A 20,000-nucleotide genomic window follows, 5' to 3' on the forward strand; every position below is an offset into this window, starting at 1 on the left:
GGGTTCCGCCCGGAATCAAGGCGGGCACCCGTGGTCAGGTGCCCGCTTCCTAGCTATTTATCGGTTCATCGAATGGAGGGCCCGCGCTACCCGTTCAAGAGCCAGCTACAAAAGCGTAGCAGTGGGGCCACCCGCGTCCGGCTGGCCGGCCGAAGCCGGCTGAAAATCCCGGGCGTGGGTGAAGTATTCCAGCCCCAGCACCAGCAGCAGGGAAACGGCCACGGTGAGCTTCTGCATCAGCGGCAATATGCCCCGGTACTCCCGCGCACCGTAGAGGTACAGCGTAGCATAAAATACCAACAGGCAGGCCACGCAGAGGAATTTAAATACGTGCAGCCGGGATTTGAACACGAAAACCGTGATGTAGAAAATGCCCAGCAGAAACAGCGTGCTGGCGATGATGACCATGACGTCGTGCAGCGGCGTGGCAATCAGAAAGGTGAAGACCATGCAGATAGCCCCGCAGTACTTGATGACGCGGGCGGCACCCTTATCGGGTATTTTCCGGGAGAAGTCGATGAAGAACCGGGCCATGCTCGCGGAAAGCAGCAGCATGCCGGCCACCGACCAGAACCGGGCGGGGTTGGCGGCGCCGTTGACGGCCCGGGCGGCAAACAGGTTGCTGATAAAGTTGCGCGACCAGTCGAAGCCCACGGAATGCTGATCGGCCACCGAGCCGCCCGGGTACACCCAGGTGGCCACCAGCAGCAGCAGCAGGGCAAGGGCTATTCCCAGCAGCAAGGCGTATTTCCGGAGCATGGCGGTTGGTGAAAGGTGATTGACCGGGCCGGCAATTTAATGGGGCGGCATACAGAAATCCACCGTCCGCGGCTGCGTGGCCGCGGGTCTGGTCGGCGCGGGCTGCCGGGTCAGAACGGGAAGAAAACTTCCCGGGCAATAATCTGCCGGCCCTTGACGGCCCAGACCACCACGTAGCCCCCGGCCCCGTCGCTGTTGTTGGCTTCCAGGTACACCGTGCCGGTTGCCCGGTCCAGGTAAGCTGCCGTCAGCTCCAGATTCGGCTCGAATACGTCCCGGAACGCGCTAACCGGAAAATGCCAGGCGCTGCTCCCGGTGCCCACCTGAATGCCCTGGTACTGCTGCCGCGGAACGTTGCCGTCGGTGCCCCAGGGAAAGGTGCGGTCGATGGTTTGCACCACGGCCGCCTCGCCCGGCAGTTTGCCGTACCGAATTTGCCGGCCCTGGGGGCTGAAGCGGGCTTTGGTCAGGGTTAGCTCAAGGCCGTCGAGTTGCAGCTTCAGCTGGCTCTCGGTGCGCGTTAGCGGCTTGAATGGGGCGAGGCCGGTCAGGAACGCAACGCGGGATTGGTGAACGTAGCCCGCTTGCGCCTGCTGGCCGGTTTGGTAGGCTATGGGCAGCCAGCCGCCCTCGGCCTGCTTGGCTAAGACAAGCACGATTTTGCCGCTGGCCAAGCGGTCAATGACGGCGGCTTGGCCGCTGGCCGCCAGCCGGACGTTGCAGTAGCCGCCGGGGTCTTTTATGAGGGCAGGCTGAGCGGCGGCCGTTCCAATAAGCAATAGGCTCAGTAGGAGGGGTAGGAATTCTGACATGGGATAGGAAGATGATAGAAGCTGTATTCAGCGCTGATATTGAAGGCCGCAATGGCGTTGACTTAACTCTTGCCTGGCGCGTGAAGCTGGCTTAAACAGGACTCTCTAAAGTCAATGGTGCCGCTTGACTCTTCTGTTAACAAAAAAGCCTGCACGGGTTCGTAATCAACTTCCGGTGGAATGTTGACGACTATATAGTTATCCGAGACGTGTGGGTTGACTCCGCACCCGAAACGAGCTAACGCCTCTGCAATATTCTCGCTTGCAGCTGTCTGGAATACGACTATGTGCACGACGCTATAGCCCGATTCCTCAATCAGATCTTCAAAGTGAAACTCACCCTCATCATATTCTACCGCGATAAGGTCGCCGTAGGCTAAATTCTTGGCAAAAGCGGGAATAAGTATCACCCGGTAGTAGTCGCCAACTCTTTCCGCAATTACGCGCTCGGTAAATATTTCCTCGTCTTCAGGGTCGTGCTTGTAGGTAAGCACAACCGGTATGTTGTCTGGGTAATTCATCGGTTGAAATATGTACTTCGGGTTCTTCGCCTGATTTACGCCGGTCGTTAGCCGCTGCGGCCCACTGATAGCCGGGTTGCCACTGCTGGTCAGTGGCTCAAGATAGCCGCCGGTGGGCAGTTACCCGTTACTGGCCCCGGCCGCTTTCCCACCCATCCCGCGCACGATTTTGCCCGCGCGGCTGTTGGTCTTACCGCTCAACTCCCGCCGAACCGCCGTATTTTTACCCCATGTTATTTGCTACCGAACCCCTCGCGCCCACCCTCGACTCGGCCCGCCGCGTGCTCAAGCAGTACTACGGCTACGACCAGTTCCGGCCCCAGCAGCAGGACATCATCCAGTCGATTCTGAGCGGGCGCGACACGGTGGTGCTCATGCCCACCGGCGGCGGCAAATCGGTGTGCTTCCAGGTGCCGGCCATGGTGCAGGAGGGCGTGTGCGTGGTGGTTTCCCCGCTCATCGCCCTGATGAAAGACCAGGTGGAGGCGCTCAAGGCCAACGGCATTTCGGCCGCCTGCATCAACTCCTCGATCGGGCAGGCCGAGCAGAACAGCATCGGCAAGGCCTGCCACGCCGGCGCGCTCAAGCTGCTGTACGTGTCGCCCGAAAAGCTGCTCTCGGAGGGCTTCCTGAGCTTTCTGCAGCGCATCAAGGTGAGCATGTTCGCCATCGACGAGGCCCACTGCATCTCGTCCTGGGGCCACGACTTCCGGCCCGAGTACACCCAGCTCAAGGTGCTGCGCCAGCAGTTTCCGCAGGTGCCCATCATTGCCCTCACCGCCACCGCCGACCGCCTCACCCAGCGCGACATCCAGCAGCAGCTGCGCCTCCAAGACCCGCAGGTGTTCCTGTCCTCGTTCGACCGGCCCAACCTGAACCTGAATGTGCGCCCCGGCCAGGACCGCGTGACGGGCATCATCAACTACCTGAAAAGCCACCCCGACGAGCCCGGCATCGTGTACTGCCTCTCGCGCAAGCAGTGCGAAACACTGGCCGGCAAGCTCAAGGAGAAGGGCTACCGCGCCGGCTTCTACCACGCGGGCATGACCGACAAGGCCCGCTCCGACGTGCAGGAGAAGTTTCTGCGCGACGACTTGCAGATCATCTGCGCTACGGTGGCCTTCGGCATGGGCATCGACAAAAGCAACGTGCGCTGGGTAATTCACTACAACCTGCCCAAGAACATCGAGGGCTACTACCAAGAAATCGGCCGCGCCGGCCGCGACGGGGCCCCCGCCGAGGCGGTGCTGTTCTACAGCTACGCCGACGTGGCCCAGCTGCGCGACATGATTACCAAGGACGCCGACCCGCGCCTCTCGCAGCTGAATACCACCAAGCTCGAGCGCATGCAGCAGTTTGCCGAGGCCGCCTCGTGCCGCCGCCGCATCCTGCTGGCGTACTTCGGCGAGGTCACGGAGCAGGACTGCGGCAACTGCGACATCTGCCGCAACCCGCCCTCCACCTTCGACGGCACCGAGCTGGCCCAGAAGGCTTTGTCGGCCGTAGCCCGCACCCGCGAGGCAGCCCCGCTCAGCGTCATTGTCGACATCCTGCTGGGGCGCCGCAACCAGGGCGTCATCTCGCGCGGCTACGACCAAATCAAGACCTTCGGCGCCGGCGCCAACCTCACTTTCCTGGACTGGCAGAGCTACCTGCACCAGCTGCTGAACGCGGGCCTGCTCTACATTGCCTACGAGCAGGGCTACGCCCTCAAGCTCACCGAGCAGGGCTGGCAGGTGCTCAAAGGCGAGCGGCGCCTGAACCTGCGCCAGTTCCAGGTGCCCGAGAAAGCCGAAAAAGCGCCCAAGGGCCGCGCCGCCAAAGCCGCCGGTCAGCGCCTGCCCTCCATTTCCGACGATTTGTTCGACAAGCTTCGCGCCCTGCGCAAGCGCATTGCCGACGCGCAGAACGTGCCGCCCTACGTGGTGTTTACCGATACTACCCTGCAGGAAATGGCCATCGAGCGGCCCCGCACCCGCACGGCTATGCTGGCCATTTCGGGCGTGGGCATGAAGAAGTTTGAAACCTACGGGCAGCAGTTCATCGACCTGATCAGCGAGCAGGCCGGCGCCCCCGCCCCCGAGGATCTGGCCGACGAGCCCGCCGACGAAGACGACGCGCCGGCGGCCCCCGCCCGCAAGCGCGCCGCGGCGGCTGCCGGCTCCGCCGCGGCCGGCAGCACCTACCTCGACTCGTGGAAGCTGCACCGCCAGGGCCTCACTGTGGCGCAGATTGCCGAGCAGCGCAGTCTTTCGCCCAGCACCATCAAGTCGCACCTGGAGGCCCTCTACGAAAAGGGCTACCAGCTGCGCACCGAGGAGTTTCTGACGATGGACGAGTTTGCCCGCATCCGCGAAGCCGCCGCCGAGCTGGGTCCCGAGTTCCGCCTGCGCGACCTGTTCGACCACCTGCGTGAGCAGTTCGACTACTTCCAGCTGCGCGTGGCCCTCATCTACGACAAGCGCCTGCGCGGCCAGCTGCCCACCAAGCCCGCGGATGCTTAGGCAAGCCGCTGGCTGCTTCAAAGAATGAAATACTTACACCCCGCCCGGCCGCTACGGCCGGGCGGGGTTTATTTTTTCGGCCGGCCAACACAATATGCCCGGCGACGGCCGTTATAAGGCTGTTCCGGCTTCGGAAATTACTACTTTACCCGAGGCCCTTCCCGTTTTCTGCCATGCCCGCTTCCCTCACCGTTTACCGCGGCGCCCAGGCTTTGCTGGGCGTGGGCGTCACGCTCTTCATCGGGCTGATGCTGAAGATGGTGCTGCCCTACCTGAGCTTCGAGCCCGGCATTCACTTCCTGACCACCAAGTCGCAGGCCATCAACGCCAACGCGGTGTTCCGGGCGGGCTTCTACGTGCACATCGTCAGCAGCTGGTGGGTGCTGGTGGCGGGGCTGTTGCAGTTCTTTCCCGGTTTGTGGCGCAACCGCCGCCGGGTGCACCAACAGCTGGGCAAGCTCTACGTGGCTTCCATTCTGGCGCTGGCCGCGCCCTCGGGGCTGGTGCTGGCCTACTTCGCCAACGGCGGGCTGGCGGCCAAAGTGGGCTTCACTTTGCAGTGCGTGGTGTGGTGGCTATGCACCTGGCAGGCCTACCGCCTGGCCCGGCAGCGGCAGTGGGAAGAGCACATCAAGTGGATGCTGCGCAGCTTTTTGGTGACGCTGGCGGCCCTGAGTCTGCGCCTGGAAAGCTACGTGCTCTACCACTTCTTCGGCACCAAGCCCATCGAAACCTACCTCACCGTGGTCTGGCTCTCGTGGACCGGCAACCTGCTGCTGGCCGAGGTGCTGGTGCAGGCCGGCGCGGCGCGGCGCCTGCTGCGCGACTTCTACCAAACCCACCCCGCTGCTTCCCAACCAAAACCCCAGGCCGTAGCCGTATGAAAACGCACGTACTTGCATTGCTGGCTTTTGCCGCGCTGGGCGGCGCCTGCCAGCGGCACACGGAGGGCGACCGGGCCACCGTGTCGGCCGTGCACACCCGCCCCGCCGTCGAACGCCGCCCTGCTGAGGCCCGGCCGGAACCCCGGCCCGCGCTGGTACCCGTGCCCGCCGCCCCGGCGGCGCCCGCGCCGCAGCTCACGGCCGACATGCGGGCGCTGCTGCGCGACTACGACCTGAGCCCGCTGTGGCAGACCCCGGTGGAAAACGGCCGCTCCCTCGACGGCTTTTTCGGGGCCGACCATTACCGCCTGGAGCTGGTATTGCTGGCGGTGCGGAAGGACAGCCTGCGGCCCGAGCTTTACCATATCCAGGGTAAAAACCGCTTTAAAAAGCGCATTACGCCCTTCGCGGGCACGCTGACCCTGCACCAGCTGCAGGATTTGCCGCTCGAGCGGGAGGAAGCCGGGGAGGATGCCCGCGCCTACACCGCCACCGGCACCTTCGAGCTGCGCGAAAACCCCGGCCGGGCCGGCGCCGGCCGCTTTGCTGGCACCGTAGCCACCGACTTCCGCCTGCAGCCCTCGGCGCAAGGTGGCCTGCAGCTGTGGTACGGCACCGGCACCGACCACTCGCCCACCCAGGGCAGCGGCTTCAAGTTTGAGGGGCAGTGGACGGCGTACCAGGGCGGGGCGGGCAAGCCCTGCGTGTGGGCCGATCAGTTCCTGGTCATTGGCTCGAGCGTGCTCAAGGATTTTGTGGTGGGCGAGCGGGACGTGAACATCAACCCCCGCTACGCCAAGCTCGGCTGGGACACCTACTGGGAAAACGACGAGTGGTGGGCCACGGCGCCGGCCACCGCCCGCCGGTAAAGCCCCGCATTATTCTGGTATTCTTCACTTTCTGCCCGCTACCGGTGGCGCAGAGCAGCTCCCCATTGCCATGTACCAACCGTTCGTCCTGCTAGTTATCGGCCTGCTGGCCACTGTTTCCGCTCCCGACTCCGAGCCCCGGACCACCACTGCGCCCAAGCCGGTGGCGGCCGCTAAAAAGCCCGCGACCAAAGCGGCGGCCCGGCCAGCTGCCGTCAGTGCTGCCGCCGCGCGCACTCAGCGTTTTCTGCAGCGCGTGAACCTGGCGCCGCTGCTGCGCTTCAACCCGGCCAGCGGCACTGCGGGGGTGATGAACGGCTTTTACAGCTACGACTACTGGCGCTTGGAAGTGGTGCTGACCGCGGTGCAGCGCGATGCCAAGAACCCCGGGCTCTACCACGTGCGCGGCAAAAGCCGCCGCCACCGCAAAGTCACGCCCCTGAGCGGCACCATTCGCTTTACCGAAGTCGCGCTGCTGCCCCGGCCCAGCGCCTCCGATCTGCCTTATCAGCCCTGGCAGCCGGCTACGGTGAGCGGTAGCTTCACCTTACAGGAAACCGGCGGCCGGCGCGGCACTTTCAGCGGCGACATCGACGTGGACGTGGCGCCTGACCCCGAGCGCAAGGTGCGCGTGTGGTGCTGCGCGGCCGACAACGAGACCCGCGGCGGGGGCATCCTGTTCGAGGGCCAGTGGCGCCTGGGAGCCGAGCGCGTGCCCGTCATCTGGAAGGACGACATCTTCAGCCTGGCCCGCAACATCCTGACGGACTTTGAAATCGGCTCCCGCGACGTGGAAATCAACCGCAAGTACTCCCGACGCGGCTGGGACACGTACTGGGAAAACGAAGAATGGTGGGCCGAGCGCCCCGTGGCGCGCCGGTAGCCGGCGGGCAGAGCGGCGAAAGGCAGCCCGGGCAAGGAAAAAAACTTTTGGCTAATTGAATTAGTAAAAGAAGCGCGTTGTTGCTACCTTCACGAGTCGGCAAGCCATTGAGGGCGAATCACGTTAGCCGGCTCCCCGCCCCATGATCAATACCAATCTCAAATTCTGGCGTCGCGAACTGAGCCTGACCCAGGCCCAGCTGGCAGATAAACTCGGCATCAAACGCTCCCTGATCGGAGCCTACGAAGAAGGCCGCGCCGAGCCCAAACTCACCACCCTGGTGAAGATGGCCCGGCTGTTCGGTATTTCGCTGGACGCCCTGGTAACCACTGACTTCTCCAAGAAGCGGCAGGCGGCAGCCGTGCTGCGCCAACTCCAGAACGTGCCCGCCCTGGACGCGCCCACCACCGTTGCCGCCGGCACCGATGGCGCCTCGCTCGACAAGGCCAGCGGCGAAAACCTGCGGGTGCTGGCTTTCACCGTCGACCAGCAGCAGAACGAGAACATCGAGCTGGTGCCCTTAAAAGCTGCCGCCGGCTACCTCAACGGCTACGCCGATCAGGAGTACATCGAGGACCTGCCCAAGTTTCGCCTGCCCATGCTGGGGCAGACCGGCACCTTCCGCGCCTTCGAAATTTCGGGCGACTCCATGCTGCCCATCGCCTCGGGCACCGTCATCGTGGGCCGCTACGTGGCCGACTGGAACGAGGTGAAGGACGGCTCGCCCTGCATTGTGGTGAGCAAGAAGGAGGGCATCGTGTTCAAACGCGTGTTCAACCGCCTCAAGGAAGCCGCCACACTCACCCTGCACTCCGACAACCCGGTGTACTCGCCCTACGAAATCGATGTGGAGGACGTACTCGAAATCTGGGAAGCCAAGAGCTACATCAGCAGCACCTTCCCCATTGCCGACCTCTCGCTCAACCGCCTGGCCAGCATCGTGCTCGATCTGCAAAAGCAGGTGACCACGATGAAAAAAGCTTAAATGCCCTGAAGACCGTCGGGTAGTCGGCGGCTTTAAGGCTAGTAGACCGCCCGGGCCCCTGGTCCGGGCGGTTTTGTTTTCGGCCGAGTATAGCCGAAGCTGCATGTATTGCGGCAGGCGTTTCTAACTTCACGCCGCCGCGGCGCGTATGCGGGCTAGTTTTCCCGCTTCCCCGAAAGCTTCAACTCCCGATTTCAACGTCATGCTGACTTACATCCCGGCCGCCGAGCGGCGCCACGCCTCGCCCGCCCCCTGGCTCAACAGCTTTTTCCTGTTCTCGTTTGCCGACTACTACGACCCGAAAAACATGCATTTCGGGCCGCTGCGCGTGTTCAACGACGACTCGGTAGCAGCCAACTCGGGCTTTCCGCAGCACCCGCACCACGAAATGGAAATTGTGACCCTGGTGCTGGACGGCGAAATCGAGCACGAGGACACCATGGGCAACCGCACCACCATCAAGGCCGGGGAGGTGCAGCGCATGACGGCCGGCACCGGCCTGGCCCACTCCGAGCAGAACCGCTCCGACAAGCCCCTGCAGCTGTACCAGCTGTGGTTTCTGCCCAACCAGAAGGGCCTCTCGCCCAGCTACGAACAGAAGGACCTGAACTTCCTGAGCACCAAAAATGAGCTGGTGCCGCTGGTGTCGGGCCAGAAGGTGTTGGAGGACGTGGTGTACATGAACTCGAACAGCACCGTGTACTGGGCCAACCTGCGCGCTGAAAAGGAAATCCAGTTCAAGACTTTCCCTATTCGCCTCACCTTCATCTACGTGCGCGAGGGCAACATCTTCGTCAACGGCAGCGAACTGGGTCCCGGCGACCAGGCCCGCCTCACCGACGAGCACGTGGTCGACATTCGCGCCGACCGCGACGCGCAGTTCGTGCTCATTGACTTGCCGGCGGCTGAAGCCAATTATTGAGTTGGCAGTTGTTGGTTGCGAGTTGTCAGTCAGGACAGGATCAGGCAATTGGCGACGACTGCAAACCCGCGCATTAACCGAAAAGCCGGAGCAACTGCTCCGGCTTTTCGGTTTTAATGGCTCAGCAACGCGGTTGCGCGTTACTTGCGGGACGCGGGTTTGAACAGCAGCCGGAAGGCCCGCAGGGCCGCGGGATGGTAAATGGTGGCGTGGGTTTCGGTCGGCAGGGGCTCGTACTGCCACTTCAAGCCCAGGCGCGACGCAGCCGCCTTTAGCTCCTCGGCGAAGCGGCGCGTGTCGGCTACAATGCCGGGCTCGTTGCTGGTGGCCAGAAACAGGGTTTTGGTGCCGAGCTTACCGGCCTGGGCCTGCAGCAGCTTCGGTGCCTGGTTGACCAGGTACTGGCCATTCCACCACAGACTGGGGTCGAAGGCCAGGTAGGTGTCGAACAGGTCGGGCTCGAGCAGCAGGGTTTCGACCACGAACAGCCCGGCCAACGACTCGCCGACCACGGCGGTTTCGGGCGTGGTGCGGTAGCGACGCTGGATTTCGGGCATCAGCTCGGTGCGGATAAAGCGGCGGAAGGCGGCCGAGCCGCCCACCCGGGGCGCAATCTTTCGGTCGTCGGCTACGGTGGTGGGGCCGGTCATATCGCGGCGGCGCTCGGTGTTTTCGATACCCACCAGCAGGAAGGGACGCATGGTGGCGTTGCCCACCGATACCTGTACCAGGCCGGCCACGTGCAGAAAATCTTCGCCCAGGCCGCCGTCGGGCATGTAGAGTACCGGCAGCCGCAGGTTCGGGGATTCAGCGTAGCCCGCGGGCACGTACACGTTGATGCGCCGCGTTTCGCCCAGCACCTTGGACGCAATGGTAAACGTCTGGCCGATGGTCAGGGGCTCCGCTTTGCTTTGGGCGGTAGCCTGGGGCAAGTAAGCCGCTACGAAAAACAGGAGCAGAAGTGTTTGAGCAAGCCAACGACAGCAGGAAAGCATACGATACTATGGAAGTGGCAAGTGTGGCAGCGGGTAGCTGAACAGCTCCCTTTCGGAAAGAACAAAGCCCGGTAAACCCGGGCTTTGTTGCTTAGTTCTTAAAGAAGCGTTTTCCAAACCTCAAGGCAGCTACCAGAACTATCGTCAGTAGGTTCATCGCCAGTTGAAGGCCCGGTGAGCAACTCGTTCCAGGGAATTCCATCGTGGTAACCGGAGCCTAGGAAAGATGATAAGATGTCGTCGAGGTCGGGGGTAAGTCGAACCTGACATCTGAATGGTAAGGCAGCTGCGGCGGCTGAGACAATACTGAACCGCAATTGGGCGGCCTGCTTGTCGTGCCAGCAATAAAACTGCATGGGGTAGACAAGGCCGCTCTGCGTACGCAGCTGCTCATGCTTTGCCGCCACAATACCCAGTATCATCTGCCTCAAATCCTGGATGGTCAGCTGTTGGGCCTGCTGAGTTGTAAAAGCTATGGAATGCTGGTTGCTCACAGCCTCCTTATTCAAATCAGCCAGACCAGAACCTATAAAGAGAGGAGTGGCCGAAAAATTCCTTTCTATTTCGGCCACAAACGCCAGCGCATAACTCATAGTAGGGTGCCCGGGGCTACATGGTGTACTTGCGGCCTTTGTTCTGCTGCTTGAGGTAGGCCATCAGCGGCTGGAAGTAGTCGACCATGGCGCGGGCCGAGAGGTCTTCCCCGGTTTTCTCGCGCAACAACTGGCGCCAGTCGGCCGAGGCGCCGGGGTACATGATGTCGCGCAGGAACTTGCCCACTTCTTGGTTGCCGTAGTAGTTGGTGGCGTGCGGGTCCTGCTTGAGGATGTTCTTGGCGATGTGGTCGTGGAGCTGGAACAAAATGACGTACGACAGGGCGTAGTCGTAGTACTGGGCCGGGTCGTCGTTGATGTGGGTTTTGGTGGCCGCGTCGAGGTAGTTTTCGCCGCGCGTCGTGGGCGGCACGATGCCCTGGTACTGCTTGGCCAGCGCCCACCAGCGGGCGTTCAACTGGTCGGGCGAGAGGTTGTCGGCGTAGAAGCTGTTTTCCCACTCGCTCATCACGCCCGAGGCAAAGGGAATGAAGGTCACGTAGTTCAGGGCTTCCTTCAGCAGGGTCTGCGTCTCGTCGGTTTTGGTGTTGGCCGGCGTCAGGCCCAGGCCCACCAAAAAGGGCTTCTGGGTGGCGGCCAGGCCCATGAGGCTGCCCATGGCCTCGTGGTAGGCGCGGTTGGCGCCCCCGCGCAGCAGCACCGGCACGTCGGGGTTGGTGTAGGTGAGGTAGTAGTAGATGTGGCCCAACTCGTGGTGGGTGGTTTCGTACCACTCGGTGTTGCCCTCCACGCTCATCAGGCTGCGCACGTCCTGGTCGAGGTTCATGTGCCAGGCCGAGGCGTGGTTGTTTTTCTTATAGGTCGCGTCCTTGGGCAGCGGGTACAAACTCGACTTTTCCCAGAACACCGCCGGCAGGGCCGGGAACCCGAGGCTCTGGTAGAAGCGCTCGGCCTGCTGCACCTGCCACTCGGCGCCCTTCTTGGCCAGGGTGGCGTCCAGGTTCAGGCCCTTCACGTCGACCATGGCGCTCCAGTCCTGGCCCCAGCGGTTGGGCAGCCAGTGGGCGGGCAGGTAGTCGGGCACCTGCTTCTGGCCGTACTTTTTGGCCAGCTCGTAGCGGGCGTAGGTGTGCAGCTCGCGGTAGAGCGGGCGCAGCTCCTCGTTGAGCTTGTGTACCAGCTGCATCATTTCCTCCCGGCTCATGCCGTAGTCGGAGGCCTGGTAGGTGAAGTAGTCGGGGTAGCCCAGGGCCTGCACCGTCTGGTTGCGCAGGCCGCGCAGATTTAGCAGGCCGTCCTTGAGGGTGGGGCCGATGGCCTTGCTGGCTTCCCACACCTGCTGGCGCTTGGCCAGGCTTTTCTCCTTGCGCAGCAGCTCGTCCAGGTCGTTGGTGGTTACGGCCTTGCCGCCGTACTTATAGGTGTAGCCGTAGAGCTTTTCGGTTTGCTGGGTTTCGGCCTTGATGCGGCGCTTCACCACTTCGGCCACGGTTTGGGGCGAGCCGGCGGCGTTGTAGAGGGCCGTTTGCAGCTGCTTTACCTGGATGGGGCTGAGCTGGTCTTTGTGCTCGAGCAGGCGGCGCAGCTGCTCGATGTTCCGGGTGCTGCCGGTGAAGGCGGCCAGCGCCTCGTTGGCGCGGGCCGTGGCCACCGCGTTGGTCGAGTCGCCGGGCACGATGCGCGTGTTGGAGCGCCATTCCGCCTCGGCCGACTGCGTGTAAAGCCGTTGGTACTCGGCCGAGTAGGTTTTCAGGAAGGCGTCGGCCTCGGCCGCGTAGTCGACGGGGGCGGGCTGGGCGGCCGGGGATGGCATAGCTGGGGCGCTGGCGGCCGCGGGGGCCGTGGCTTTCTGGGCGCAGCCCGTGAGCAGCGCCGCCGTGAGCAGGGGCAGCAGGTGTTTGTTCATGGCAGGGACGGGGAATAAGGCGGGAAACCAAATGTAGCACCTGGCTGCAAACCCTGGCCGGAAGTTGGGGCGGGGTAGCTGGCAAGGCGGCAACAAGTTGTGGGAGTGAGCGGAAGCGGAAATCTTGTGCTGTTTGTCAGGAAAATCTCAGAATACCGCACAAGATTCAGCGCAGGATCTGTGCGGTATTCTGAAAAACTCGGAAAAACCGCACAACATGAGCTGCCCGAGGTGCAGTGGGCGAACTGCTAGGCTTCGCTGACCTTCGGTTCGTCAGACTCGCCCGGTTGTGCCGCGAGAGGAAAGATTGGCTACGCCTTCCTGCGGTTGCTTCGTCGTAACTCCTCGCAATGACAGGCTCTCAGTACAACTGCTCCGTTGCTAGGCAGCGGCTTCGGCTTCCTGCTGGGTGCGCTGGCAGCAGTTCTTGAACTTCTCGCCCGAGCCGCAGGGGCAGGCATCGTTGCGGCCCAGGCGCTTGGGCGCTTTCCGGAGCAAGTTGCGCGGGTCGAAGCGGGCGAAGCGCAGGCCGGGGTCCTGGCGGAAGGTGCGGGTGAGCAGCTGGTAGAGCGCGGGGTGGTGGGCTTCGAGCTGCTCGGGCTTTTCGAAAAAGTACTCCAGCACCACGGCAAAAAACTCGGCCGCCGAGGTCCCCCCGTAGTCGCCGATGCTGGACTTGCCCGCCCGGATCTGCTCGATTTCCTCGTGCATGAGCTGCCGCCACTGGCCCACCAGCGCGGGCGGCAGCAAGAGCAGCGGCACCCCGTCGATTTCGCCGTCGGCCTCGTCCAGGAGGTGGGCAAACTCGTGCAGGCCCACGTTCTGCTTGTCCTGGGCGTTGCGGAAGCCCTGCTCGAGCGCCGCCTTCGAGAGGCGCATGTAGTGGTCGGTCTGGAAGTTCTGCACCGAGCCCAGCAGGGTACCTTCCAGCGGCTTCACCTCCTGATCCTGGTCGCGGGCCAGCTTCCAGGCTTCGGGGAACACCAGCACCTCGCCCAGGTTGTCGTACTCCCAGCCGCCGCGGATGCCGAAAATGGGAATGATGGCCGAGCAGGCCACCAGCAGGCGGGTGGTGTCGTCGATGCTGGTTTTGATGCCGGTGATGCGCGTGCGGGCCAGAAACAGCTGCACCTGCTTTTCGAAGCGCAGCTTTTCGGTGTCGGTGAGGGCCGAGTAGAACGCCACCCGCTCGGCGAGAATCGCGCGCCAGGCGTCGGGGAAGGGCTGCTTCAGAATGGCCTTGCGCTGGCGCGAGCCGCCGGTCACGTAGCGGTAAATCAGAAAAAAAATGCCGGCCAGCACGGCCAGGCCCATCACATACTCCATAGTGGGCGCAAGAACGGCAGCCGGCGCGGATAGTTGCGGCGGCCGGGCCCTTGGGTGGCTTGTTTATCTTCGCCGCCGCGCCCGTTGCCAACTGCCGCCCATGTCCACCCGAATTTCTCTTGGTTTTGCCGGCACCCTGGCCCTGGGCTACGGCTGCGTGCACCTGCTGCTGAGCAGCCACTTCTCGCACTCGGTGCTCGACCGCCTGCGCGCCCTGGAGCCGGCTTCGGCCGCCGCGGTGCGCGGGCTGCGGGCCGGGGAGCCGGTGCTGGTGGAAGGCACCCTGAGCGAGGCCAACCCCCGCAGCTTCGGTTCCTTTGTGGCCTACCGCCGCACCAGCAGCAAGCCCGCGGAAAAAGAGGACCCGACGCAGCTGCTGCTGAACCTGGAGCTGGTCACCCCGCCGCTGCAGCTCAACGTGGCGGGCGGCATGGTGCAGCTCGAAGCCGACTACGACCTGCTCGAAACGCCCCACGGCAAGCTCACCAAGCTCTACGCCTATTCCGGTTTCCACCGCGGCGACCGGGTATTTGCCGTGGGCAAGGCCAGCGGCCGGGGCAGCATACTCACCGAAACCCTCGTGGGCGGCCCTCGCGACAAGTACCTGTTCGTGCAAACCGGCAAAACCTGGGTGAGCTACGCCGTCGACGCATTCGCCATCCTGCTCGGGGGCGGCCTGCTGGCCCTGTCCCTGCTGGCCGGCCGCGCCAGGCAGCCGGCCCAGCCCCGCCGTTGACCAGAACTGCCGGGGCTTAGCCAAACCGAGTCAGCCGGCTTGGCCAGTGGCAGTCCCACCCCGATTCACCAATCCCCCAGGTGGGGCCGCAGCCGCGCGCGCAGCAGCTCCATGAGCGCCGGATCCTGAAACTGGTACTGGTCGGGAATGCGCAGGCACACTATGGGCTTGCCGGCCAGGGCCGCGCCGAATTTCTGGCGCAGGATATCGGCGTGGCGCCGCTCCATCACAAACACCGCGTCGGCCCAGCCCAGGTGCCCGGCCGTCACGCGCACCCGGGCGCCCGGCTCGGTGCCGGCCGAGCGGACCTGGTAGTGCGGGTGCTCGTCGAACAGGCGCTCGGCCGTGAGGCTGCGCCAGCGGTTCTGGCTGCAGATGAACAGCAGCTGGCGGGCGGAGTCGGGGAGAGGCTTCAGCGGCAAAAGAGCTTAGCGGCTAGGTTTATTCAGCTGGCGAACCGCATCCTGCTCCAGCGTCCAAAGCTCCGACACGGGCACCGGCTTGCGAATAAGTTGTTGCAGGCTTGGGTACTCGGCCCACAGAAATGGATAGAAAGCCATAGCTTGGTTGCCGTCGAGCTGGGCTATTTCACGTTGCCACCCGGTCCAACGCAGGCCATCATAAAATTTATTCAGGTCGCCGGTAAAACAGAAATTGATAAAATCCGAGTATGTCAAATGGAGTGGCTCCCACGCCAGCCGTTCGGGCGCGAAGTAGTAGACCTTGCCCATATCCGCACCCAGTGCCCCGCCGTTGAGGGCGAAAAAACCACCAACCGCGTCATCGGCAATCAATAGAAATGGGGCACGGTCGCCGATCTGTGCCATGGATTTGCCCAGGTTCCAGCCTGGCAGACTGCGGGCAAGGCGCGGGTGCCCCGAGCCTAGAATGCGAATCCAGCCGCTGTCAATGAGCAGTCCACCCGTTTCGTACACAATGGCACCCATGGGTGAGCGGGTGGTAACCTGCGTTTGATACAGGGCCTGCTCGGCTTGCGTGCGGTCAGCAACGGGTAAAACTTCCACGGAATTCTTGGCCGTGCTCAGCCAGGCTTGAACCAGGGGCCAGCTGCTATCGGTGCGGTTAATGAGTTCCGCAACGGGGCTTAGTGGAGCCGTTTGAGCTGTTGCCATCAGCGAACCACTAACCCACCATATAAATGCTCCTACCAGAATCCTGCAACGCATGGGTATTGCTTAGCGGACTTCGCTCACGCGGATTTTCTTGCTCTTGACGCGGGCTCCGGTCAGGCGCTGCAGCACCTCGGGGCCCAGCTCGCGCGGCACCGTGATGTAGCTGTAGTGGTCGAACACCTCGATGCGGCCCACGTCTTCGCGGGCCAGGCCGGCCACGTTCACGCAGGCGCCCACCAGGTCGTGCGCGCTAACCTTGTCTTTGCGCCCGGCTGAGATGTGTAGGGTAACCGACGTGGGCTTGGCCGCCTTGGTAGCGGGGGGCAGGGTCCCGGCCTGCATGGGCGCCCACTGCACGGGCTTGGCCAGCGGAAACCGCTGCACGTGGGCCTGTTCGGCGGCCGTAGCCAGCAGGTGGGCCGTGCCGGTGGCCCCGGCGCGGGCCGTGCGCCCGGCCCGGTGCTGGAAAGTGTCCACCTTGTCGGGCGCCTCAAACTGAATAACTGTGTCGAGGGCGTTGACGTCGATGCCGCGGGCGGCCACGTCGGTGGCTACCAGGGCCAGGGCCGAGCCGTTGCGGAGCTTCAGCAGAGCCTTGTCGCGCTCGGGCTGGGGCATTTTGCCGTGCAGCACCTCGGCGGCCACGCCGCGGCTCACCAGGAAGCGGGCCAGTTCCTCGCAGCGCTGCCGGGTGTTGCAGAACACCAGGGCACGGCCGGTTTCGGGGCGCTGCAGCAGGTGGTAAAGAGCCGCCGGCTTCTGTTCCGCCGTGCCCAGGTGGCCCAGCAGGGTCAGGGTTTCGGGCAGGGTTTCGCGCTCCACGTCGGCTTCTACCTGACGCGGGCGGGTAAGGTTCTTGCGCACCAGGTTCATGACCTTGTCGGGCATGGTGGCCGAGAACAGCAGGGTCTGGCGGCGGCGCGGCAGGCGCATCACGATGTTGGCCAGCACTTCCTGGAAGCCCAGCTCCAGCAGCTTGTCGGCCTCGTCGATGACGAGTACCCGGAGCTGATTGGGCACGATGGTGCGCCGGTCGAGGTGGTCGAACAACCGGCCGGGGGTGGCAATGACGATTTGCGGAGCCTGCTTGAGCGACTTGGCTTCCTCGGCGAAGCTGTGGCCGCCGTAGAACGCGGCCACGCGCAGGTTGGGCAGGTACTTGCCCAGGCGCTTGAGCTCGGCGCGGCCCTGCAGCACCAGCTCGCGGGCGGGCACCAGCACCAGCATCTGCACCGCGTCGAGCTGCAGATCGACCTGCTGGAGCAGGGGCAGGCCGTAGGCGGCGGTTTTGCCCGAGCCGGTGGGGGCCTGCCCGGCAATGTCCTGCCCGGCCAGCACCAGCGGCACTACCTGGGCCTGAATGGCGGTGGGCTGGGTGTATTCCAGCTCGGCCAGCGCGCGTTGCAGCGGTTCGGCCAGGCCGAGAGCGGCAAAGTCAAGCGGGGTAGCGGGGGCAGTGGGGGTGGGTTCGGCAGACATGCGGGCAAGGATAGGAAACCACAAAGCTACGCCTCTTCCGGCTCCGGCAGATTTACCAGCCGGTAACCCACTGCCGAGGCCTTGGGCCGAATGGGCTGCCCGACGTAGTGGGCGTAGGCTTTGGTGAAGCTGGCGCCGAAATAAAACATCATGGCCGAGTAAAACACGAACAGCAAGAGCAGCACCACCGAGGCCGCGGGACCGTAGATGGGCCCCAGGTTACGCGGCTGCAGCAGCAGGCCCAGTAGGCGCTGGCCCAGCTCGAAGAGCACCGCCGTGAGCAGGGCCCCGCGCCAGAGCGCCGGCCAGGGCACCCGGGCGTGGCTCAGGTTGCGGAAGGTGGCCCCAAACCAGGCCGCCAGAATCAGCAGCGACACCACGAAGTTCAGCCCCTGAAACAAGTAGTAGAGCAGGGTCAGGTCGAAGTCGCGGATGTAGTCGGCCAGCAGGTGCAGCAGCGAGTCGGCCACCAGGGCTGCCACGGCCAGCGCGCCCGTCACCAGCAGCAGCGCGCCCGAGCGGGCCCGCTCGCGCAGCACCCGCCCCAGGCGCCCCTGGGCCGGGCGCGGGCGCACCTGCCACAAGTCGTTGAGCGAGTTCTGAATCACCACGAACAGGGTCGTCGAGACGAACACCAGAAAGGTTGTGCCCAGGGCTGTGACCAGCCGGCTGCGCTCGAGGTTGGTCACGTTCAGCACAATCTGCTCAAGCAGCCCCGCGCCACTGTCGCCAATGAGGTCGGAGAGCTTGCCCAGCAGGGCTGTGCGCACGATGGAGGCGGGATAGAGCGCCCCGAGCACGGCCGTGAACAGGATGAGGATGGGCGGCAGGGCGAAGGTGGTGAAGAAGGCCGTGGCCGCGCCCAGCCGCAGCGGGTCGTGGGCCGCCAGCTCGCGGCCGGCACGGCGCAGCAGCCGGGCGAAGTCGCGCCAGAAATAGGGGGGCTGCGCCGGGGAACTTACCTTTGTCATGCGGGGCGTGGGCAGCCGCGGTGCCTGCGGCCGAAAAAGCGAATGTAGGCTCCTAACGGCGGGCAGCAGGTGCCCGTTGCCGCGCCGCCCGCTGGTTTTGTATGTCCGCTGAAGCAACTCCGCCCGTGGCGGGCTTTTTTCGTCGCCGAGTCGTCGAACCCCTGCTCGGGCAGCTGCGCCAGGGCCTGGCGCCCGAGCAGTTGGCGCTTACCGTGGCCCTGGGTACTTCGTTCGGGCTGGTGCCGGTGCTGGGGCTGACCACGCTGCTGGCTACGGCCGTGGCCGTGTGGCTGCGCCTGAACGTGGCCACCATGCTGCTGGTAAGCCATCTGTTGAGCCCCCTGCAGGTACTGCTGTTGCTGCCGCTGATGCGTTTTGGGGCCGGCCTGCTGGGCGGGCCCAGTGCCGGCAAGCTCACCCTGGAGCGCATCAAGTACCTGTTCAGCCACGATCTGGCCGGCGCTTTTCAGCTGTTCTGGCGGGCCGAGCTGGGGGCTTTGCTGCTGTGGGTGGCGGGCTCGGTGCCGGTGGTGCTGCTGCTTTACTGGGTGCTGCGGCCCGTGTTCCGGCGCGTGGCCGCCCGCCAGCAGCTGGTCGAGCAGCCCGAGGTGCGGCCAGGGCAGTAGCAAAGGCCTTTCATTAACGCCGTTGAGCAATGGCTAGCTGCGAGTCGCCCGCCCAGATGGCTTTTCGGAATCCTTGATTCACGAGAAAGCCCCGCGTTGCAGCAACGCGGGGCTTTCTCGTGTGAGACAAATTCTCGGAGCCTCTACGCTTCCTGGCGGTGGTACAGCGGCTCTTGCTGGCTGAAGTACTGGGTCAACGGCTCCTCGGGGTCGGCGCTCAGGCGCACCACATCCACGGTTTCCTGCTCCGAGATGTACTGCTTGAGCACCGGGCCCAGCTCCTGCAGGAAGTTCATGTCTTCGCCGTCTACCTCGAAAGCCAGCAGCAGGCGCGGGGCGGCGGGCTGCCCGGCCAGCTGCATCACGGCCATGTGGCCGGCCTTAATGTGCGGGTGCGCGGCGCAGAACTGCTGCAGCGACTCGGCCATACCCTCGGGCAGCTCGGTAATCTGGCTGAGCTGCACCTGCGGCTGCTCCTGGCCCTCGGCGCCCTGGCCGAAGATGCGGCCCGAAAGCAGGTCGTCGAGTTCCTGGGCCACCAGCAGCTTGCCGAAGGGCGAGAAGGGGTTGAGCACGCACTCGGCGCCGGCCACCATCTGAAACAGGGCCTGGCCCTGGATGCGCAGGAAGTTGACTTCCTCGGGGTTGGCGCCGCCGTCGTAGATGCGCTGCTCGCAGGAAAACACCGGAATGCGGCCGTCGTGCAGTACGTGCAGCTGAATTTCGGTGCCTTCGTCCACGGTTACCTCACCGCTGGGCGTGCCTTCGGGCTGCACCGTGAGTACCAGCAGCTCGCCGTGCAGCAGCTCGTGGTAGAACGCCAGGCGCATGTCGGGCTCCTGGGCGGCGCGCAGCAAAGCTTCCTCCAGGGGAGTAGCCGGCTCGAAGTGCGGTACCTGGGGCGCGTCGGGCGGCATGGGCGGCACCATGGGCATCATCGGCTGCAGGTCGGGTGCGGCCTGGGTGGCAAAGGTGGGGCGCTGGTAGCGCGGGCCGCCGGCGGGCTTGGGCGCCTCGGCGGCGGGGGAGGCAGTAGGAGCAGCGGGGGAGGCCGAAGGGGTGGTGGGCGCCGCGGCCGGCGCTTCAGGTTTTTTCTTCAGGAAATCGAGGAGGCCCATGCGTAACGAACTAGTTG

The 20,000-nt window shown here is 64.3% G+C and carries 20 protein-coding genes; 8 read left to right on the forward strand and 12 right to left on the reverse strand.

Annotated elements, in window-relative coordinates:
• Window positions 1-105: 105 nt before the first annotated feature.
• The 3 genes from ACE191_RS02375 to ACE191_RS02385 all read right to left on the reverse strand — a co-directional run bounded on the left by ACE191_RS02375 (window position 106) and on the right by ACE191_RS02385 (window position 2,092).
• The gene (locus tag ACE191_RS02375) at window positions 106-759 is read right to left on the reverse strand and encodes a hypothetical protein (protein WP_400190578.1); all 654 of its coding nucleotides are present in this window, start codon (window positions 757-759) and stop codon (window positions 106-108) included.
• A gap of 110 nt (window positions 760-869) precedes the next feature.
• On the reverse strand, window positions 870-1,571 hold the full coding sequence (locus tag ACE191_RS02380) for a hypothetical protein (protein ID WP_400190579.1): 702 nt from the start codon (window positions 1,569-1,571) through the stop codon (window positions 870-872).
• 62 nt (window positions 1,572-1,633) lie between these two features.
• Window positions 1,634-2,092, reverse strand: a complete 459-nt coding sequence (locus tag ACE191_RS02385) for a DUF4265 domain-containing protein (RefSeq protein WP_400190580.1) — start codon at window positions 2,090-2,092, stop codon at window positions 1,634-1,636.
• 230 nt (window positions 2,093-2,322) lie between these two features.
• On the opposite strand from ACE191_RS02385, the gene recQ reads away from it, so the two are divergent.
• From recQ to ACE191_RS02415, 6 genes are all read left to right on the forward strand, one after another.
• Window positions 2,323-4,596, forward strand: a complete 2,274-nt coding sequence (recQ, locus tag ACE191_RS02390) for a DNA helicase RecQ (protein WP_400190581.1) — start codon at window positions 2,323-2,325, stop codon at window positions 4,594-4,596.
• A 173-nt stretch (window positions 4,597-4,769) separates the two neighbouring features.
• Window positions 4,770-5,480, forward strand: a complete 711-nt coding sequence (locus ACE191_RS02395) for a DUF2306 domain-containing protein (RefSeq protein WP_400190582.1) — start codon at window positions 4,770-4,772, stop codon at window positions 5,478-5,480.
• A complete protein-coding gene (locus ACE191_RS02400) occupies window positions 5,477-6,349 on the forward strand; it encodes a hypothetical protein (RefSeq protein WP_400190583.1) in 873 nt (290 codons plus the stop codon). The genes ACE191_RS02395 and ACE191_RS02400 overlap by 4 nt, the downstream gene beginning before the upstream one ends.
• A gap of 70 nt (window positions 6,350-6,419) precedes the next feature.
• Window positions 6,420-7,232 (forward strand): hypothetical protein, encoded by an 813-nt coding sequence (locus ACE191_RS02405; RefSeq protein WP_400190584.1) that lies wholly within the window; start codon window positions 6,420-6,422, stop codon window positions 7,230-7,232.
• Window positions 7,233-7,374: 142 nt separating this feature from the next.
• Complete coding sequence (locus ACE191_RS02410; protein ID WP_400190585.1) at window positions 7,375-8,217, forward strand: helix-turn-helix domain-containing protein; 843 nt, start codon at window positions 7,375-7,377, stop codon at window positions 8,215-8,217.
• A 202-nt stretch (window positions 8,218-8,419) separates the two neighbouring features.
• A complete protein-coding gene (locus ACE191_RS02415; protein ID WP_400190586.1) occupies window positions 8,420-9,139 on the forward strand; it encodes a pirin family protein in 720 nt (239 codons plus the stop codon).
• A gap of 140 nt (window positions 9,140-9,279) precedes the next feature.
• Here the strand turns inward: ACE191_RS02415 and ACE191_RS02420 are convergent, their stop codons facing one another.
• The 4 genes from ACE191_RS02420 to ACE191_RS02435 all read right to left on the reverse strand — a co-directional run bounded on the left by ACE191_RS02420 (window position 9,280) and on the right by ACE191_RS02435 (window position 13,920).
• Window positions 9,280-10,071, reverse strand: a complete 792-nt coding sequence (locus tag ACE191_RS02420; RefSeq protein WP_400190587.1) for an alpha/beta hydrolase — start codon at window positions 10,069-10,071, stop codon at window positions 9,280-9,282.
• A 161-nt stretch (window positions 10,072-10,232) separates the two neighbouring features.
• On the reverse strand, window positions 10,233-10,727 hold the full coding sequence (locus ACE191_RS02425; protein ID WP_400190588.1) for a hypothetical protein: 495 nt from the start codon (window positions 10,725-10,727) through the stop codon (window positions 10,233-10,235).
• Between the two features lie 16 nt (window positions 10,728-10,743).
• The gene (locus ACE191_RS02430) at window positions 10,744-12,594 is read right to left on the reverse strand and encodes a M2 family metallopeptidase (RefSeq protein ID WP_400190589.1); all 1,851 of its coding nucleotides are present in this window, start codon (window positions 12,592-12,594) and stop codon (window positions 10,744-10,746) included.
• 381 nt (window positions 12,595-12,975) lie between these two features.
• Window positions 12,976-13,920, reverse strand: coding sequence for a zinc-dependent peptidase (locus ACE191_RS02435; protein WP_400190590.1), 945 nt, complete (start codon window positions 13,918-13,920; stop codon window positions 12,976-12,978).
• A gap of 100 nt (window positions 13,921-14,020) precedes the next feature.
• Here ACE191_RS02435 and ACE191_RS02440 point away from each other — a divergent pair, with 100 nt between their 5' ends.
• A complete protein-coding gene (locus tag ACE191_RS02440; protein ID WP_400190591.1) occupies window positions 14,021-14,656 on the forward strand; it encodes a hypothetical protein in 636 nt (211 codons plus the stop codon).
• A gap of 65 nt (window positions 14,657-14,721) precedes the next feature.
• Here ACE191_RS02440 and ACE191_RS02445 read toward each other — a convergent pair whose 3' ends face one another.
• From ACE191_RS02445 to ACE191_RS02460, 4 genes are all read right to left on the reverse strand, one after another.
• Entirely contained in the window at window positions 14,722-15,078 is a 357-nt protein-coding gene (locus ACE191_RS02445; protein WP_400190592.1) for a low molecular weight protein tyrosine phosphatase family protein, read from the reverse strand.
• Between the two features lie 6 nt (window positions 15,079-15,084).
• On the reverse strand, window positions 15,085-15,789 hold the full coding sequence (locus ACE191_RS02450) for a DUF2625 domain-containing protein (RefSeq protein ID WP_400190593.1): 705 nt from the start codon (window positions 15,787-15,789) through the stop codon (window positions 15,085-15,087).
• 63 nt (window positions 15,790-15,852) lie between these two features.
• Window positions 15,853-17,268, reverse strand: a complete 1,416-nt coding sequence (locus ACE191_RS02455; RefSeq protein WP_400190594.1) for a DEAD/DEAH box helicase — start codon at window positions 17,266-17,268, stop codon at window positions 15,853-15,855.
• 26 nt (window positions 17,269-17,294) lie between these two features.
• Window positions 17,295-18,239, reverse strand: a complete 945-nt coding sequence (locus tag ACE191_RS02460) for a YihY/virulence factor BrkB family protein (protein ID WP_400190595.1) — start codon at window positions 18,237-18,239, stop codon at window positions 17,295-17,297.
• Between the two features lie 101 nt (window positions 18,240-18,340).
• On the opposite strand from ACE191_RS02460, the gene ACE191_RS02465 reads away from it, so the two are divergent.
• Window positions 18,341-18,865 (forward strand): DUF2062 domain-containing protein, encoded by a 525-nt coding sequence (locus tag ACE191_RS02465; protein WP_400190596.1) that lies wholly within the window; start codon window positions 18,341-18,343, stop codon window positions 18,863-18,865.
• Window positions 18,866-19,008: 143 nt separating this feature from the next.
• Here the strand turns inward: ACE191_RS02465 and ACE191_RS02470 are convergent, their stop codons facing one another.
• Window positions 19,009-19,983 (reverse strand): enhanced serine sensitivity protein SseB C-terminal domain-containing protein, encoded by a 975-nt coding sequence (locus ACE191_RS02470; RefSeq protein WP_400190597.1) that lies wholly within the window; start codon window positions 19,981-19,983, stop codon window positions 19,009-19,011.
• Window positions 19,984-20,000 lie beyond the last annotated feature (17 nt).

Source organism: Hymenobacter sp. B81, assembly GCF_044628455.1.
Taxonomy (GTDB): domain Bacteria; phylum Bacteroidota; class Bacteroidia; order Cytophagales; family Hymenobacteraceae; genus Solirubrum.